The sequence below is a fragment of the Pseudomonas sp. LBUM1671 genome (assembly GCF_059695685.1).
The window spans coordinates 1,760,983-1,776,701 of sequence record NZ_CP166782.1 but is presented as its reverse complement, the minus strand read 5'-3'; the positions used below and the strand labels follow the sequence as shown (position 1 = coordinate 1,776,701).

The following is a 15,719-nucleotide window of genomic DNA, read 5'->3' as shown; positions in this document are numbered from 1 at the left end:
CCATTACATTGGTGGCGTTACACCGTCCTTGCCGGCCGAGATCGATTGCGCCGTCAGCGTCCCGTCAGCACTTTGAGTCACAAACGTCACGATCTTCACGCCCACCTTCAGCAAGCTGCGATCCCCCGGCATCAAGTTCACGATCGGCACATCCTCCGGCACCAGGATCTTCTGCTGCCCGCCCTTGTAGTTGACTGTCAACACCCGGCCATTGCTGACCACCAGATCGCCCACGCTGCCATTGGTCATGCTGCTGCCCTTGGCCAGGTCGAACGGTCGATGCCCGTCGCCGCTGCCTGCCAGTTCCGGTGGAAAGACGTGGACTTCCAGCGCCTTCAAGGTGCCGTCGTCTTGTGGAATGGCCGCCGAACCAATGTAGCTGCCGGGTTTGATATCCTCGATATTGGCCAGGGTAACAGCGCGGACTTTGGTGTCTTGGGTCAGGTTGATCACCACGTTTTCACCGCTGTTGACGTGGACTTTCAAGACATCGGGGCTGACCCCGGTGATCTCGCCGCGCACGCCAATGCGCATTCCCGGCGCGTCGGCGGCTTGAGCGAAACCTGCCGTGAACATGCTGATCAAGGTGACCACTGAAACGCCGCGAATAAGGTGACGAAACATCGCATTCATGGAAGTGCCTTCCGGTTATGAATCGTGAAGGAGAACATAAGCACGCTATCGAACAGGATGTAAGTGAATGTATCATCGGACCTCAACATTTTGACGCAAGGTTCGTCGATGGACAGCACTCACGTCCGTCACTCATTCCGCAAAGGAATGATTGCTATCACTCCAACCCCTCTTCTGCCGAATTCGATAGCTCTTTAGCCTGCGCGCATTCCCTTTTGTTCAGCGAGACACCTTATGAACCCAGCGACTCAGGTGCCCCACGGCACCGCGACAATGACCAAAGGCATGGTGCTGCTGTTCGCCTTCTGCTGTGGCGCGATTGTGGCCAACATCTACTACGCCCAGCCGATCATCGGCCTGATCGCGCCGGACATCGGCCTGACCAGCACCATGGCCAGCCTGATCGTTTCGCTGACCCAGATCGGTTACGCGCTGGGCCTGTTCTTCCTGGTGCCACTGGGGGTCTGCTGGAAAATCGCCGGCTGATGATCATCACCACTGTGGTGGCGATCGCCAGCTTGTTGGGTGCGGCGTTTACCGATCAGCCGAACGCGTTTTTGCTGATCTCGTTGCTGGTGGGTTTCAGCTCGGTGTCGGTGCAGATCCTGATTCCGCTGGCGGCGCACCTTGCGCCGGAAGAGTCACGGGGTCGGGTCGTCGGCGGGATCATGGGCGGGTTGCTGCTGGGGATTCTGCTGGCGCGGCCGGTGTCCAGCCTCGTGGCTGACCACTTCGGCTGGCGCGCGATGTTTGTGATCGCGGCCGTGTTGATGGCGGCGATCAGCGTGGTGCTGGCACTGACGATCCCCAAGCGCCAGCCTGATCACAGCGCCTCTTATGGCCAGTTGCTGGGTTCTCTATGGACGCTGTTGCGCCAGCAACCGGTGTTGCGTCAACGCGCGTTCTACCAGGGCTGCATGTTCGCCACGTTCAGCCTGTTCTGGACTGCCGTGCCGCTGGAACTGGCGCGCAATCATGGCTTGTCGCAAACCCAAATCGCGATCTTCGCCCTGGTCGGTGCCATCGGTGCGATTGCCGCGCCTATCGCCGGTCGCCTGGCCGACGCCGGCCACACCCGCATCGCCTCATTGCTGGCCCTGCTGTTCGCCAGCCTCAGCTTCCTGCCAGCGTTCATCCACCCGGTCTACAGCGTCATCGGCCTCGCGGTCACCGGTGTGGTGCTCGACTTCTGCGTGCAGATGAACATGGTCCTCGGCCAACGCGCGGTCTACGCCCTCGACGCCAAAAGCCGCAGCCGCTTGAACGCGTTGTACATGACCAGCATCTTCATCGGCGGCGCGTTCGGTTCGTCGGTGGCCAGCGCGGTGTATGAGCATGGCGGCTGGCTGTGGATCGTGATCGTGGGCAGCGCGTTTCCGCTGTTGGCGTTGTTGCGGTTTTTGAGCGTTTCGCCGAAGGCTTCGTTGGCGACGGCTTAAGGCGTCAAAAGCTTCGCGGGCAAGCCACGCGCCCACAGGAATCTGGTTTGCTCGTGATTGATGTGCGACTGATGTTCCGCACATCAAATCTTCAACACTCCCCAGCCTCTGCCTGAGAACTCCGGATTGCCTCGATGCTCGCTCACCGATGTGGGCGCCGGAACATCCCCAGTTCTTCCATTTGTTGCAGAAGTATCTGCGTCGTATGCCTCCTCGAACGTATCCCCGGCAGCCACAGCACCCGGGATATCCGGTATTTGAATACCTGTCGCAGTCCGTTCATCTCCCCACTCAATAATGATTGGATAGTGCACAGCGGTTCCTTCAGCAAAATTCACCTTAATGGAACGCCACTGCACCATAGAAGCCAGGCAGGATCTGTTCACGTTGTTTTTCAGGATGTGAATTCCTCATGCCCCAAGCATGAATCCTATAGCTTCACCTGAGCGCATTTCGCCCCTGCGGTCAGGATGGATCTCCTGATTCGTTACCGCCAGGGCCAACCCGGATTACACTCAGCGTCCAGCGCCTGAAGCGATGCCGGATGCGATTCGCGGCTGACCCGTTCAACGGCTGCCTGCCCCGGCGGCATGTCCTTTCAAGGAGTTCGCAATGACCCGACGTACTTTTCTCATCACTGGCGCCAGCAAAGGCATTGGCCGGGCAGTGGCCGAGCATCTGGACCGCGCGGGGCATCGGGTAGTCGGGATTGCCCGAACCCCGGACCTGTCGTTCCCCGGCATTCTGTTTCCGCTGGATTTGAGCGACAGGACGCTGACCCAGGAAGTGCTGGCGGATTTGTCCAGAACGTATGAATTCGATGGGCTAGTGAATAACGTCGGCCTGGTTCGCCCGCAAGTGCTGGGCGAAATCGACCTCGATACCTTCGACGACGTAATGCGTGTCAACCTGCATTCGGCGTTGCAGGCCACTCAGGCGCTGCTGCCGAACATGCGCGCCAAGGGCTGGGGCCGTGTGGTGAATATTTCCAGCCTGACCGTACTCGGGATCACCCAGCGCACGGCGTATGCGGCGGCCAAAGCAGCGCTGATCAGCTTCACGCGCTCCTGGGCGCTGGAACTGGCGCAAACCGGCGTGACCGTGAATGCCGTGGCGCCGGGGCCGACGGAAACGGAGCTGTTTCGCGCCAACAACCCGCCGGGTAGCGAAGGCGAGGCGCGGTATCTGGCGGGTGTGCCGATGGGTCGTCTGGGGCAGCCGCACGAGATCGCGGCGGCGATTGCATTTTTGCTGTCCGAGCAGAGCGGGTTTATCACCGGGCAAACGTTGTTTGTCGACGGCGGTTCTTCTATCGGCAAAGCCGCGTTCTGACCAACAACACAAATCCCCTGTGGGAGCTAGCCTGCTAGCGATGGCGGACTGTCAGTCACATTAATGTTGGATGTGCCGCCATCATCGCGAGCAGGCTCGCTCCCACAGGGAGTTGGGTTGAAACCAGAATCGATTTCCTGCGCGCACAAAAAAGGCGACCCCGAAGGTCGCCTTGTTCTGTGCAGATAGTTACTCCCCGAACTGCCGCCCCAACCCACCCGGCACGCCATGGATATTGGTCTCTTCCCATGGCCCGTTCGGGCTGATCGACCGGCTCCAGCCGTTGTTCCAGCGGTAGTAGGTGCGCTGGCGGTAGAAGGTATTGGGCTGATCATCCAGCACGTAAACGCCAAGCTTGGCATCCCAATGGCTGTTGCCGCCCGGTGGTGGCGCAAAGCTCGCGGAAGTGCGTGGCAGCGGCTTGGCAGGTTTGGCCGGGGTGGTCGGTTTGCTTGGCACCGTCGAGGGCGCCGGTTTGGTGCTGGGCTGTGACGGAGGGATCGGCGGCAGTCGTGTCGGCTCGGGCCGTTGGACCGCACAGGCGCTCAACCCCAGGACCAGACTGAGCAGGGTGATACGAGCGATGGCGGTCATGGCGGTGCTTCCTGTTAATTATCCCGGGCTGTTATTTGTCCGGGCTGTCGATAGTCAGTTTTTGCGCCGCAGTGGTGCTGCTGGCCAGGGGCTGGCTGCGACCGATCCATTCGCCGGCAGTCGGTTGGCCGGCGCGTGAGATGCGCGCAACCAGTTGGACTTCAGGGAAGTTAGACAGTTTCAACTGCGGCATCATTGCGTCGGCATCGCCCAGTTCGACGGTGGCCGGCAAGTCGGCCACGGTCAGACGCTTGGCGGCCAGCGGGGCCGGTGGACCCGAGGTGGCGCGGGCAAAAATGAACACGCTGTCGCCAGGCTGGACCTTGGCTTTGAGCTCAGGCGCCAGATCGACAGTGACTTTAAGTTTCGCTGCCGCTTTGGCCACAGGGGCCTGGGCGACTTTGCCGCCGCTGGCTTCGAGCTTCTCGGTGGCCCGGGTGATCCCGCCTTGCAGCGCGGCACGGGAACTGTCCTCCGGCGGCAGTTGCGCCAGCAGGCGATTCCAATAGTCGATCGCGTCCTGATAACGCTGGCTTTCAAACGCCGCGATACCCAGCAAGCCAAGGCTGGTGACTTCTTTCGGATCGGCTTTCAGCGCTTCGTCAGTCAGTGCCTGAATCTTGTCCGACCACTTTTTGCCATCGGCGAAGTACTGGGCCTGGGCCCATTGACCGAGCAGCTCCGGCTGACGACCGGCCAGGTTCACCGTGCGCTCGAAGATCTTCGCCGCATCGCCAGGACGGTCCTGAGCCATGTACGTGCGACCGAGGAAGTACAAGCCTTCAGCCGAATCCGGCTGCGCCGCGACCGCGCGCTCCAGACGCTGGGTCATCTCCTCCATCGACTGCGGCGCCTGGGCGAATTCGCGAGTCAGTTCGACCTTGTCGCTGGCACCGTAATGCAGGTACAAGCCCAACCCCAGGACCGGCACCAGAATCGCCGCCAGCAAGGGCAACGGTTTGCCCAGGCGCGCCACGCGCGGTGCCTCGACGCCTTCGGTGTCGGCGAGCAACTCACGGGCCGCTTCGGCGCGACCGGTTTCCAGTTGCGCAGCGTTGAGCAAGCCCTCTTCCTGTTCGGTTTGCAACTCAGCCACGCGCTCCTGATACAGCGCGACGTTCAGGGCAGTACGATCCTCTTCAAGCTGCGCACGACGGCCACGCAAAACGGGGATCAGCAGAAAACTCAGGGCAACCAGAAGTAGCAGACCTGCAGCGAGCCAGAAATCAATCATTCTTGGTTTTATCCAACAGGTGGTCGAGGCGCTCACGCTCCTCGGCAGAAAGCTCGTCCTTGGTGTCCGTGCGTTGCACGCGACGACGGCGGACGATCACGGCGATGATCACAAAACCGCCCAGCAACAGGCCGGCAGGGCCGAACCAGAGCAAGGCGGTCTTGGCGTTCAGAGCGGGTTTGTAGCGGACGAAATCACCGTAGCGATCAACCATGAAGTCGATGATCTGCTGGTTGTCCTTGCCTTCGCCCAACATGCGGAAAATCTCTTTGCGCAGGTCGGCGGCGATGGGTGCATTGGAATCGGCGATGTCCTGATTCTGGCACTTGGGGCAACGCAGCTCTTTGGTCAGCTCGCGAAAACGCTCGCGATCACCTTCTTTGGCGAACTCATAGGTGTCGATGGCCGCGTGCGCGACGCCGGCCATGCTCAAACCCAGTACAACAGCGGCTATCCAGCGTTTCATGGCTTGGCCTCGTCGACTAGCGCCTGATACCGGGCCGCCAGTTTTTCGCGCCAGACCTGCTCGTCGATCACCCCGACGAACTTGTCGCGGATGATGCCCTTGGCGTCGATGAAGAAGGTTTCCGGGGCGCCGTATACGCCGAGGTTCAGGCCCAGCGAACCGTCCGCATCACTGATGCCCAACTGGTAAGGGTTGTGGAATTCCACCAGCCACTTCTTCGCGTCGGCGTTGACGTCCTTGTAGTTGATGCCATAAATCGTCACGCCCTGCTGGGCCAGTTTGTTCAGTACCGGGTGCTCGACCTTGCAGGCGATGCACCAAGTGGCCCAGACGTTGACCAGCGCCGGTTTACCGAGAATGTCGGCCTTGGTCAGGGTCTTGTCGCCTTCCACGGTCGGCAGGGAAAACGCCGGGAACGGCTTGCCGATCATCGCCGAAGGCAACTCGGCCGGGTCCAGGTACAACCCGCGATACAGGAAAACAGCCACCACCAGAAAAATCGCCAGTGGCAACAGCATTAACCAACGTCTCATGCAGTGGCTCCTGTCATGCCCAGTGCTTCACGCACACGGCTTTTCACCTTGACCCGATAACGGCGATCCAGCGCCGCCAGCAACCCGCCGAAACCTGTGAGCAGCCCGCCGAACCAGATCCAACGCACGAACGGTTTGACGTGCACGCGCACAGCCCAGGCGCCATCGCCCAGCGGTTCGCCGAGTGCGACGTAAATGTCACGGGTGAAACCGGCGTCGATCCCGGCTTCGGTCATCACCGAGTTCTGCACGGTGTACAGGCGTTTTTCCGGGTGCAATACGCTGACTTCCTTGCCATCGCGGATCACTCGCACGGTGCCCTTGTCGGAGGTGAAGTTCGGGCCTTCGTAGTGCTTGGCGCCTTCGAACACGAAGTGATAACCGGCCAGGTCCATGGACTCGCCCGGCGCCAGGCGCAAATCGCGCTCGGCGCTGTTCTGGCTCGACAGCACCACACCGAGGGCACACACGGCGATGCCCAAGTGCGCGATCTGCATGCCCCAGTAGCTGCGGGTCAAGGTCGGCAGGCCTTTGATCAGGCCTTTGTGGCGGGTCTTGTCGAGGATGTCGCGCACACCGGCCAGCAACACCCACGCGGCGAGCATGAACGTGGCGATCACCGCCCAGTTGAAATCGCCGTAAGCGACACCGGCCACCACGGCCAACGCAGCACTGCCAAGCAACACCGGCGTGAGCATGCTCATCAGCCATTTGACCGGGGTGTCTTTCCAGCGCACCAGCATGCCGACCGCCATCACCATCATCAGCAACGCCATCAACGGAATAAACAGCGCATTGAAGTACGGCGGGCCGACCGACAGCTTGGCACCAGTCATCGCATCAAGAATCAGCGGGTACAACGTGCCCAGCAGAATCATCGACGCCGCCACCACCAGCACCAGGTTGTTGCCCAGCAGCAGGGTTTCCCGGGACCAGAGGTTGAAGCCGACGTGGCTCTTCACCACCGGCGCGCGCAGGGCGAACAGCGTCAGCGAACCGCCGACCACGAACAGCAGGAAAATCAGAATGAACACGCCTCGCTCAGGATCGGACGCAAACGCGTGAACCGAAGTCAGTACACCGGAACGCACGAGGAACGTGCCGAGCAAGCTCAACGAGAACGCGGCGATGGCCAGCAACACGGTCCAGCTCTTGAACACGCCACGTTTTTCCGTGACCGCCAACGAGTGAATGAGCGCCGTACCGACCAGCCAAGGCATGAACGAGGCGTTTTCCACCGGGTCCCAGAACCACCAGCCGCCCCAGCCGAGTTCGTAGTAGGCCCACCACGAACCGAGGGTGATGCCGATACCGAGGAAGGCCCAGGCAACGATGGTCCATGGACGCGACCAGCGCGCCCACGCCGCATCAAGACGACCGCCCATCAGCGCCGCAATGGCGAAGGCGAAGGCCACCGAGAAACCGACGTAACCCATGTACAGCATCGGCGGGTGAACGATCAGACCAATGTCTTGCAGGAGCGGATTGAGGTCCGCGCCATCGCTGGGCACTTGCGGCAGGATGCGCTTGAACGGGTTCGAAGTAAGAATCAGGAACAGCAGGAAACCGGTACTGATCATTCCCATCACGGCCAGCACGCGGGCCAGCATCACTTGCGGCAACTGCCGGGAGAACACCGACACTGCAAAGGTCCAGCCGCCGAGGATCAAGGCCCACAGCAGCAGCGAACCTTCGTGAGCGCCCCACACCGCGCTGAACTTGTAGTACCACGGCAAGGCGCTGTTGGAGTTGCTGGCCACATAGGCGACGGAGAAGTCGTCGGCCATGAACGCGTAGGTCAGGCAACCGAAGGCGAACACCAGGAAAGTGAACTGACCCCAGGCGGCCGGCTGCGCGAGACTCATCCACAAGCGGTCACCGCGCCAGGCGCCGAGCAACGGCACGATGGCCTGGACCAGCGCGAAACACAGCGCCAGGATCATGGCCAGGTGGCCGAGTTCAGGAATAAACAGTCCGGATGTCATCGATCAACCCTCCTTCGCGGGCGTTGGAGCAGATTGACCGCTGTCTTTCAAAGCCTTGGTCACTTCCGGCGGCATGTACTTTTCATCGTGCTTGGCCAGCACTTCGTCGGCCACCACCACGCCTTCGGCGTTCAGTTTGCCCAGCGCCACGATGCCCTGCCCTTCGCGGAACAGGTCCGGGAGGATGCCGCGATAGCTGATGGTCACGGACTTGTTGAAGTCGGTGACGATGAATTTCACGTCCAGCGAATCGCCGGAACGTTGCAGCGAACCTTTCTCGACCATGCCGCCGGCGCGAATGCGCGTGTCTTGCGGGGCTTCGCCGTTGGCGATCTGGGTCGGGGTGTAAAACAGATTGATGTTCTGCTGCAGGGCGCTCAGGGCCAGGCCGACGGCTGCGCCGACACCCACCAGGATCGCGAGAATGATGATAAGACGCTTTTTGCGCAGCGGATTCACTTGCCGTTCTCCCGGCGCAGACGACGCGCCTCTTGTTGCAGATACCGCTTGCGGGCCAGGATCGGCGCCGCCACGTTGAGGACCAGCACCGCCAGGCAGATGCCATAGGCCGACCAGACATACAGGGCGTGATGGCCCATGGCGAGGAAGTCGCCGAATGAAGCAAAACTCATCGAACGGCCTCCAGACTGTTCTGCACTTCCGCTTTCACCCAGCTCGCCCGGGCTTCGCGCTTGAGCACTTCAAGGCGCATGCGCAGCAACAGCACCGCGCCGAAGAAACAGTAGAAGCCCAGCACCGTCAGCAGCAGTGGCAGCCACATCTCGGCAGGCATCGCCGGTTTTTCGGTGAGGGTGAAGGTCGCGCCCTGGTGCAGGGTGTTCCACCACTCCACCGAGTATTTGATGATCGGGATGTTGATCACGCCGACAATCGCCAGGACCGCGCAGGCCTTGGCCGCGCTGTCACGATTGCTGATCGCGTTGCCCAGCGCAATGAGACCGAAGTACAGGAACAGCAGAATAAGCATGGACGTAAGTCGCGCATCCCAGACCCACCACGAGCCCCAGGTCGGCTTGCCCCAGATCGCGCCGGTGACCAGCGCCACGGCGGTCATCCACGCACCGATGGGCGCCGCGCATTGTAGGGCGACGTCGGCCAGTTTCATTTTCCAGACCAGCCCGACGATGCCGCACACCGCCAGCATCACGTAGACGGACTGCGCCAGCATGGCCGCGGGAACGTGGATATAGATGATGCGGAAGCTGTTGCCTTGCTGGTAGTCAGGCGGCGCGAAAGCCAGGCCCCAAACGACACCGATGCCGATCAGCAATAACGCGGCGATGCTCAGCCACGGCAGCAGTTTGCCACTGATGCCGTAAAACCATTTGGGCGAGCCGAGCTTATGAAACCAGGTCCAGTTCATTACTGTTTCCATCACGGTTGCTCTTCGCTATGAAGAGCCAAGGGTCTTTACTGGTCAAAATTTAACCAGACCTCATTATTCGCCGACGCTGATCTTCAGGCCAGCAGCTATTGCAAACGGTGTCAGTGTTATCGCCAGGGCGGTCAGGCTACCAAGCCACAAGAGATAACCGGTCGCCGGCATGCCCTGCAAGGCTGCCTGCAAGGCGCCACTGCCGAGAATCAACACCGGGATGTACAGCGGCAGAATCAGTAGCGCCAGCAACAGGCCGCCACGCTTCAATCCCACCGTCAGGGCTGCGCCCACCGCACCGAGCAGGCTCAGCACCGGTGTACCCAGCAATAAAGAAAGCAGCAACACCGGCAGACAGGCGGTTGGCAAACCGAGCATCAACGCCAGCAGTGGAGCGAGCAAAACCAGTGCCAGGCCAGAGAAGGCCCAGTGTGCCAGTACCTTGGCCAAAACCAGAAGAGGCAGGGGGTGCGACGAAAGGACCCACTGTTCAAGCGATCCGTCTTCGAAATCACTGCGAAAGAGCCCGTCCAGCGAGAGCAGGACCGATAAAAGGGCCGCCACCCAGACCAGTCCCGGAGACAAGGTTTGCAACAATTGAGACTCGGGGCCGACCGCCAAAGGGAACAGCGAAACGACGATCGCGAAAAATACCAGCGGATTGGCCAATTCCGCAGGACGGCGGAACAACAGACGGGCCTCACGGGCGACCAACAGACCGAAAACACTCATACGGCCCATTTCCCCAGATCGATATCGCGATAGCTGGCCGGCATGCGGCTCAGCGTGTGGTGAGTGGTCAGCACCACCATGCCGCCGCGCTCGCAGTGGGCGGCCAGGTGTTCTTCGAGTTGCGCCACGCCTTGTTTGTCGAGCGCGGTGAACGGTTCGTCGAGGATCCACAGCGGCGGGCTGTCCAGATACAGCCGTGCCAACGCCACGCGGCGCTTCTGCCCGGCAGACAACGTGTGACAGGGAACATCCTCGAAACCACGCAGTCCGACATCGGCCAGCGCTTGCCAGATCGCCTCGTGGGAGGCCGGTTGATGCAGCGCACAGAGCCAGGTCAGATTCTCCTCCGGCGTCAGCAGATCCTTGATGCCGGCGGCATGGCCGATCCACAACAGGTTACGCGCCAGTTCCAGGCGCTGATCGTTCAGCGGCTGGCCATTGAGCAGCACTTCACCGGCGGTCGGTTGCATCAAGCCGGATAACAGACGCAGCAGGCTGGTCTTGCCACTGCCGTTGGGGCCGCTGATTTGCACCATTTCGCCACTGGCCAGTCTCAATTCGAGATTTTCGAAGAGCAGCCGAAGGTCTCGCTCACAAGCGAGGGCAACGGTTTGCAGGACAGGACTGGTCAAGAGATCACGGGCCTTTTGCGGTTCAAGTCGGCGGCGGAGCGGCCGCTAAAGAGATGCAGCATAGATGCATTGGCGGCTTGTTCTAGAGAGCTGCGTCAAACAAATGCAATGTTTTCGCCACTCCCCGAAAGACGGGCGGCATTATACATGCCATGCCCTACTCTAAAGAGTGCATTTTCCTCAGGTTGTGACCGCGTATGACAGGCGAAATGAACATCCTCCCGCTCCCACAGACCACCCCCGCGACTTCGCGGCCGCTGGTGGTGAGTGGCGATCTGCTCAAGCTGCTGACGCCGATGGAGGGCCTGATCACACCCGGCCAAACCGCCAAGGCCGAAGTGCTGTCGCTCAAGCAAGCGGATCAGACCTTTCAACTGTTGCTCAAAGTCACCCTTGAGAGCGGCCGCCAGACCACGGTCCAGGCCACCAGCACCCAGCCGCTGCCCCAAGGCACGAGCCTGGCGATCACCCAGCCGTCAGCCAGCAATCTGGCGATCACGGTGCAACAGGCCATCGCGTCCAGCGTCGCCACCCTCACCCGCATCGACACCGCGCAGCTGCCGGTCGGCACCTTGCTGCAAGGCAAAGTGCTGACCTCGCAGGTGCTGCCGCAGGTGCCGGGGCAACCGACGGTGTTTCGTTCGATGGTGAGCCTGCTCAACACCGCGTTGAGCGGCAGCACGCTGAGCATCGAGAGTCCGACGCCGCTGCGCATCGGCACGTTGTTGAGCGCCCTGGTGCAGGACACGCAAACCCTGAAATTCGTGCCGCTGAGCAATCGTCAGGAGCAGTTGGCGGTCACCCAGCAATTGGTCAGTCAGCAGAGCCGCCAAGGCTCGCTGGATGGCTTGATCAAAGTCCTGCAAAACCTGCCACCGTCAGATCAGACGTCCAGCGACCTGCGGGTTGCCGTGGAAAAACTGCTGGCCGGTTTGCCGGACGTTCAGCAACTGATTACCCCGAAAGGTTTGGCTCAGGCGCTGGCCAATAGCGGTGTGTTCCTCGAAGCGAAACTGCTGACCGGGCAAAATCCGACACTGGCGCCGGACATGAAAGGCGATCTGCTCAAGCTGATCGCGCAATTGACGCCAGGATTGCCGGCCAACACCAATCTCAACGCGATCATTGCGGCCAATACGCTGGTCCAGTCCATGCCGAGTTTCGTGCGCAGCGCATTGGGCATGCTCGGTCAGGTCAGCGCCAAACCGCTGCCGACCAGTTTCCCGCTGCCCGAACGCCTGCTGCAAAGCCAGGACGGTGAAAACGATCTGGAGCATTTGCTGCGTCTGGCTGCGGCGGCGGTTTCGCGCCTGCAAAGCCATCAATTGTCGAGTCTTGAGCAGACCGGCGTCACTGACGATGGTCGACTGCTCAGCACGTGGCAGCTGGAAATCCCCATGCGCAATTTGCAGGACATCGTGCCGTTGCAAGTCAAGTTCCAGCGCGAAGAAGCGCCGGAGAAAGAACAGCCGCACGAACGTCGGGACGAACGAGAGCCGAAGCAACAACTGTGGCGCGTGGACCTGGCGTTCGACATGGAACCGCTGGGCCCGTTGCAGATTCAGGCGCAGCTGATCAAGGGCAGCCTGTCCAGCCAGCTGTGGGCCGAACGGCCGTACACCGCCAGCCTGATCGAAAGCAATCTGGCCGCACTGCGCCAGCGCTTGCTGGATTCCGGGCTGAACGTCGGTGATCTCGACTGCCACCTCGGCACCCCGCCGCAAGGCCCGCAAACCCGCCTCGAACAACGCTGGGTCGACGAAACCGCATGAGAAACCCCAACACCCCACGCCAGGCCATCGCCCTCAAATACGACGGCACCCACGCCCCTACCCTCACGGCCAAAGGCGACGAAGCACTGGCCGAAGCCATTCTGAAGCTTGCCCGTGATTATGAAGTGCCGATCTATGAAAACGCCGAGCTGGTGAAGCTGCTGGCGCGGATGGAACTGGGGGAAAGTATTCCGGAAGAGTTGTACCGCACGATTGCCGAGATTATTGCGTTTGCCTGGAACCTGAAGGGCAAGTTTCCGGCGGGGCATGATCCGGATGCGCCGGTGGTCGAGAAGGACATCACCGAGCGCGGCGACGACTACTGAAAGCAAAAGATCGTAGCCTTCGGCAGCTTGCCGCTTAAAGCTTCCAGCTGCTTCCATTGAGCCCAACGCGGGTCTGGATCAGGGTCTCATGCTGTTAACCGTTCATCGCAACTGTCAGATTTGACAGTTGCGAGATCATTCGTTGTTGTCGCCAGATAGGCCGACAGCGTCGACCCCGTCCGTCCCGGCGCTGCTCTTATATGGAGCGCTCCGATGACCTTGACCTCTAAACCAGATGATAGCGTTACAGAAGGTAGTGTACTGGCCTTGGGAGCGCCGCACATTCCCAAATGGATCAGCCCCATTGATGGCAACGAAGGCTACCATGGCGGCCTCGGCGCTGAAGCCTCGGACGACTATGTGCTCATTATCGTTCAACCCTGGTTTGATAATGCAATAGGCCAGACTTGCCATTTCTTCTGGGATGACGACGTAACCCCCGTCCTCACAGAAACTATCGATACGACTGAAAAGCTCACCGCCCCCCTGCTCTTCCGTGTACCGGCACGCCAGATACAAGATGGGAGTGCATTTCCGGTTTTTTATCGAGTCTTACGCTCCAGTGGAAACGAAGGCGACTCGTTCAAGCTCAACGTTCTGGTCAAACGCACACTGCCGGGAGGCATACTCGACAAAAACGAACCACTCGGTCATCCCGGACTGCGTTATACCTTTATTCCGGATATCAAGGATGGCGTCGACAGTGAGATGGCAAAGCAGGGTATTGCCATCCGTATCGAGCCTTATCAGAACATCACCGCGTTCGACCGTATCGTCGCGCGATGGGGTAATGAAGAGCAGGTGATCCACTATCCCGTCACTGCAGAGCAAATCAGCGACCCGCAAAATCATCCCATTCTGATCAAGTTCAATGAACAACTAATCAAGCGCGCGGGTGACGGCAAACATTCGATCACCTATCAGGTAATCGACCGCTGTGGAAACCGTCCGCATGTCTATGCACCATGGGCAGTTCCCACTGAAGTCAGTGTCAATGTGAACCGCATCCCGGCACCGACCGTGACAGATGAGCAAAGAGGAGTGCTGGATCCTGCATACGTCACGAATATCCAGGTGGCCGCTTCCGGTATCGGGCTGCTCGCCGGAGACAGTGTCCGAGTTCACTGGCAAGGGCGGGTTGAGCGCGAAACGGCAGCCAAGACATATCCTGGAAGCGGAACATTGGAGTTTCCGATACAGCTTGCCTGGGCCAACGAAAGCGACCAACACTCTGTCAGCATCACCCTGCGCGTGGAACGTGCAGGAGCAAAACTTGTTTCCGAGGCTAAACCCTTAAATATCAAAACCACGATCATACTCAAGCCACCCAAGGTTCTCGAAGCCTACGGAGAGAAGGGTGATCGCTTGAAAATGCCCGATATCTATTATGCGAGGCATATAACGGTTCAGATTCAACCCTATGTGGGAATGGCCATCGGGCAAACCATACGAGTCCGCTGGGCCTCCGAAAGGTATGTTTATGACAGCCCGATCACGACAGTTACGATCGTCGGAGCAATGACCTTTCTCGTTCCACGTATGGAAGTTGTGGATTCTATCAACAGTACCGTCCCCGTCAGCTTCACTGTACGTACCTACCCCGACGGCCCCCTGCATCGATCTGATGCGTTGCAAATGGCTGTTGACCCGCAAACATTTGATCTGCCTCCTCCAAGACTTACCCCGGATCAAACCACGGTCACTGTTCGTTATTCCGCAATGGCCAACGGATACCAGGCGCGCGTCCGCCTGAGTGGAGTCGTGACTCGCAGAACGGCGTGGCAAGACATGAAAACCGGCATCACAGCAGAGTTCTCGATCCCGGAAACGTGGATAAAAGAAAACAAAGGAAAAACGGTGTTGATCAACTACAGCGTCAATCGACCCAACATAGATGAGCAGAGCCAGTTCTCTCAGGTATTAAGAGTCGAACTATAACCAGCACAGACAGCTATTCACGCATTCATTCTTTCAAATGGAGTAAAAAACATGAGCACTGAACTTAATACATTTAATCTTGTGGCCCCCAAGGTACTTGAGGCCTATGGCGCCGACGGAAAGTGCTTAAACTTCAACGACGTTTACAACAGCACACACGTCAATGTGCAGGTGCCACCCTGCATCGGCATGCCCAATGGGCATGCAGTGAGGGTACGCTGGACAAATGGTCGCTATAAATATGACACCGAGACATTGACTGTCGGCACTCCGACAACACTGAACTTCAAAGTACCCCGCCTTGTAGTCATTGATTCGATTGATAGCCTTGTGACGGTAAACTACAGCGTTCGCCTCGCTCCTGGTACGCCGCTGATCATTTCCAAATCGCTGACGTTAAATGTTGACGAGCAACCGTTTGACCTCAGTGAACCCAGACTTTCGGCCGACAGGAAAACAGTGACCGTCAAATTTCTTAATATGAAACCCGGTTACACCGTTAGAGTCAGAATTTACGGCGTGGTACAGCGGGACACCGAAAGCCAGTCGATTCTGAATAGTTCATCAATGCAATTTAGTTTTCCAGAAAGCTGGAAATCAGAGAACGCGGGGAAACCCGTATCGATCAACTACGCCGTCCACCGGTCAGGATCGAATGACAACCTGATGTTTTCTCGCCTGCTGCGCGTCACACTCTGAATAATCCG

The 15,719-nt window shown here is 59.5% G+C and carries 16 protein-coding genes and 2 pseudogenes; 6 read left to right on the top strand and 12 right to left on the bottom strand.

Features of this window, described 5'->3' with window-relative positions:
- Window positions 1-3: 3 nt before the first annotated feature.
- Window positions 4-633, bottom strand: coding sequence for a hypothetical protein (locus tag ACA060_RS08030; RefSeq protein ID WP_497316487.1), 630 nt, complete (start codon window positions 631-633; stop codon window positions 4-6).
- Window positions 634-867: 234 nt separating this feature from the next.
- On the opposite strand from ACA060_RS08030, the pseudogene ACA060_RS08025 reads away from it, so the two are divergent.
- Window positions 868-2,072, top strand: a pseudogene (locus ACA060_RS08025) (MFS transporter).
- 86 nt (window positions 2,073-2,158) lie between these two features.
- On the opposite strand, the pseudogene ACA060_RS08020 reads toward ACA060_RS08025, so the two are convergent.
- Window positions 2,159-2,386 (bottom strand): annotated as a pseudogene (locus ACA060_RS08020) (type II toxin-antitoxin system HicB family antitoxin); the annotation flags it as partial.
- A gap of 298 nt (window positions 2,387-2,684) precedes the next feature.
- On the opposite strand from ACA060_RS08020, the gene ACA060_RS08015 reads away from it, so the two are divergent.
- A complete protein-coding gene (locus ACA060_RS08015; RefSeq protein WP_497316485.1) occupies window positions 2,685-3,404 on the top strand; it encodes an SDR family oxidoreductase in 720 nt (239 codons plus the stop codon).
- A 189-nt stretch (window positions 3,405-3,593) separates the two neighbouring features.
- Here the strand turns inward: ACA060_RS08015 and ACA060_RS08010 are convergent, their stop codons facing one another.
- The 10 genes from ACA060_RS08010 to ccmA form a co-directional block, all read right to left on the bottom strand.
- The gene (locus ACA060_RS08010) at window positions 3,594-3,998 is read right to left on the bottom strand and encodes a hypothetical protein (RefSeq protein ID WP_497316483.1); all 405 of its coding nucleotides are present in this window, start codon (window positions 3,996-3,998) and stop codon (window positions 3,594-3,596) included.
- A 31-nt stretch (window positions 3,999-4,029) separates the two neighbouring features.
- Entirely contained in the window at window positions 4,030-5,232 is a 1,203-nt protein-coding gene (ccmI, locus tag ACA060_RS08005; protein ID WP_497316481.1) for a c-type cytochrome biogenesis protein CcmI, read from the bottom strand.
- Entirely contained in the window at window positions 5,225-5,698 is a 474-nt protein-coding gene (locus ACA060_RS08000; RefSeq protein ID WP_109628611.1) for a cytochrome c-type biogenesis protein, read from the bottom strand. Before ACA060_RS08000 ends, ccmI begins: the two co-directional genes overlap by 8 nt.
- Entirely contained in the window at window positions 5,695-6,231 is a 537-nt protein-coding gene (locus ACA060_RS07995) for a DsbE family thiol:disulfide interchange protein (RefSeq protein WP_083375996.1), read from the bottom strand. The genes ACA060_RS08000 and ACA060_RS07995 overlap by 4 nt, the downstream gene beginning before the upstream one ends.
- Complete coding sequence (locus tag ACA060_RS07990; protein WP_497316479.1) at window positions 6,228-8,216, bottom strand: heme lyase CcmF/NrfE family subunit; 1,989 nt, start codon at window positions 8,214-8,216, stop codon at window positions 6,228-6,230. The genes ACA060_RS07995 and ACA060_RS07990 overlap by 4 nt, the downstream gene beginning before the upstream one ends.
- A 3-nt stretch (window positions 8,217-8,219) precedes the next feature.
- The gene (ccmE, locus tag ACA060_RS07985) at window positions 8,220-8,675 is read right to left on the bottom strand and encodes a cytochrome c maturation protein CcmE (RefSeq protein ID WP_497316477.1); all 456 of its coding nucleotides are present in this window, start codon (window positions 8,673-8,675) and stop codon (window positions 8,220-8,222) included.
- The gene (ccmD, locus tag ACA060_RS07980; RefSeq protein WP_027922383.1) at window positions 8,672-8,848 is read right to left on the bottom strand and encodes a heme exporter protein CcmD; all 177 of its coding nucleotides are present in this window, start codon (window positions 8,846-8,848) and stop codon (window positions 8,672-8,674) included. The genes ccmE and ccmD overlap by 4 nt, the downstream gene beginning before the upstream one ends.
- Window positions 8,845-9,600, bottom strand: a complete 756-nt coding sequence (locus tag ACA060_RS07975; protein ID WP_109628608.1) for a heme ABC transporter permease — start codon at window positions 9,598-9,600, stop codon at window positions 8,845-8,847. The genes ccmD and ACA060_RS07975 overlap by 4 nt, the downstream gene beginning before the upstream one ends.
- A 75-nt stretch (window positions 9,601-9,675) precedes the next feature.
- On the bottom strand, window positions 9,676-10,344 hold the full coding sequence (gene ccmB, locus ACA060_RS07970) for a heme exporter protein CcmB (protein ID WP_090188533.1): 669 nt from the start codon (window positions 10,342-10,344) through the stop codon (window positions 9,676-9,678).
- Window positions 10,341-10,976: a cytochrome c biogenesis heme-transporting ATPase CcmA gene (gene ccmA / locus ACA060_RS07965; protein ID WP_497316475.1), complete on the bottom strand. Its 636-nt coding sequence runs from the start codon at window positions 10,974-10,976 to the stop codon at window positions 10,341-10,343. The genes ccmB and ccmA overlap by 4 nt, the downstream gene beginning before the upstream one ends.
- Before the next feature lie 197 nt (window positions 10,977-11,173).
- On the opposite strand from ccmA, the gene fliK reads away from it, so the two are divergent.
- The 4 genes from fliK (at window position 11,174) to ACA060_RS07945 (ending at window position 15,711) form a co-directional block, all read left to right on the top strand.
- Entirely contained in the window at window positions 11,174-12,748 is a 1,575-nt protein-coding gene (gene fliK / locus ACA060_RS07960) for a flagellar hook-length control protein FliK (protein ID WP_497316473.1), read from the top strand.
- Entirely contained in the window at window positions 12,745-13,074 is a 330-nt protein-coding gene (locus ACA060_RS07955) for an EscU/YscU/HrcU family type III secretion system export apparatus switch protein (RefSeq protein ID WP_497316471.1), read from the top strand. Before fliK ends, ACA060_RS07955 begins: the two co-directional genes overlap by 4 nt.
- Before the next feature lie 213 nt (window positions 13,075-13,287).
- Entirely contained in the window at window positions 13,288-15,012 is a 1,725-nt protein-coding gene (locus ACA060_RS07950; RefSeq protein WP_497316469.1) for a hypothetical protein, read from the top strand.
- 51 nt (window positions 15,013-15,063) lie between these two features.
- The gene (locus ACA060_RS07945; RefSeq protein ID WP_497316467.1) at window positions 15,064-15,711 is read left to right on the top strand and encodes a hypothetical protein; all 648 of its coding nucleotides are present in this window, start codon (window positions 15,064-15,066) and stop codon (window positions 15,709-15,711) included.
- Window positions 15,712-15,719: the final 8 nt, after the last annotated feature.

What these genes read in the sequence shown, in the direction of transcription:
- ACA060_RS08030 (WP_497316487.1), bottom strand. Translation starts at nt 633, where the DNA reads ATGAATGCGATGTTTCGTCACCTTATTCGCGGCGTTTCAGTGGTCACC.
- ACA060_RS08015 (WP_497316485.1), top strand. Translation starts at nt 2,685, where the DNA reads ATGACCCGACGTACTTTTCTCATCACTGGCGCCAGCAAAGGCATTGGC.
- ACA060_RS08010 (WP_497316483.1), bottom strand. Translation starts at nt 3,998, where the DNA reads ATGACCGCCATCGCTCGTATCACCCTGCTCAGTCTGGTCCTGGGGTTG.
- ccmI (WP_497316481.1), bottom strand. Translation starts at nt 5,232, where the DNA reads ATGATTGATTTCTGGCTCGCTGCAGGTCTGCTACTTCTGGTTGCCCTG.
- ACA060_RS08000 (WP_109628611.1), bottom strand. Translation starts at nt 5,698, where the DNA reads ATGAAACGCTGGATAGCCGCTGTTGTACTGGGTTTGAGCATGGCCGGC.
- ACA060_RS07995 (WP_083375996.1), bottom strand. Translation starts at nt 6,231, where the DNA reads ATGAGACGTTGGTTAATGCTGTTGCCACTGGCGATTTTTCTGGTGGTG.
- ACA060_RS07990 (WP_497316479.1), bottom strand. Translation starts at nt 8,216, where the DNA reads ATGACATCCGGACTGTTTATTCCTGAACTCGGCCACCTGGCCATGATC.
- ccmD (WP_027922383.1), bottom strand. Translation starts at nt 8,848, where the DNA reads ATGAGTTTTGCTTCATTCGGCGACTTCCTCGCCATGGGCCATCACGCC.
- ACA060_RS07975 (WP_109628608.1), bottom strand. Translation starts at nt 9,600, where the DNA reads ATGAACTGGACCTGGTTTCATAAGCTCGGCTCGCCCAAATGGTTTTAC.
- ccmB (WP_090188533.1), bottom strand. Translation starts at nt 10,344, where the DNA reads ATGAGTGTTTTCGGTCTGTTGGTCGCCCGTGAGGCCCGTCTGTTGTTC.
- fliK (WP_497316473.1), top strand. Translation starts at nt 11,174, where the DNA reads ATGACAGGCGAAATGAACATCCTCCCGCTCCCACAGACCACCCCCGCG.
- ACA060_RS07955 (WP_497316471.1), top strand. Translation starts at nt 12,745, where the DNA reads ATGAGAAACCCCAACACCCCACGCCAGGCCATCGCCCTCAAATACGAC.
- ACA060_RS07950 (WP_497316469.1), top strand. Translation starts at nt 13,288, where the DNA reads ATGACCTTGACCTCTAAACCAGATGATAGCGTTACAGAAGGTAGTGTA.
- ACA060_RS07945 (WP_497316467.1), top strand. Translation starts at nt 15,064, where the DNA reads ATGAGCACTGAACTTAATACATTTAATCTTGTGGCCCCCAAGGTACTT.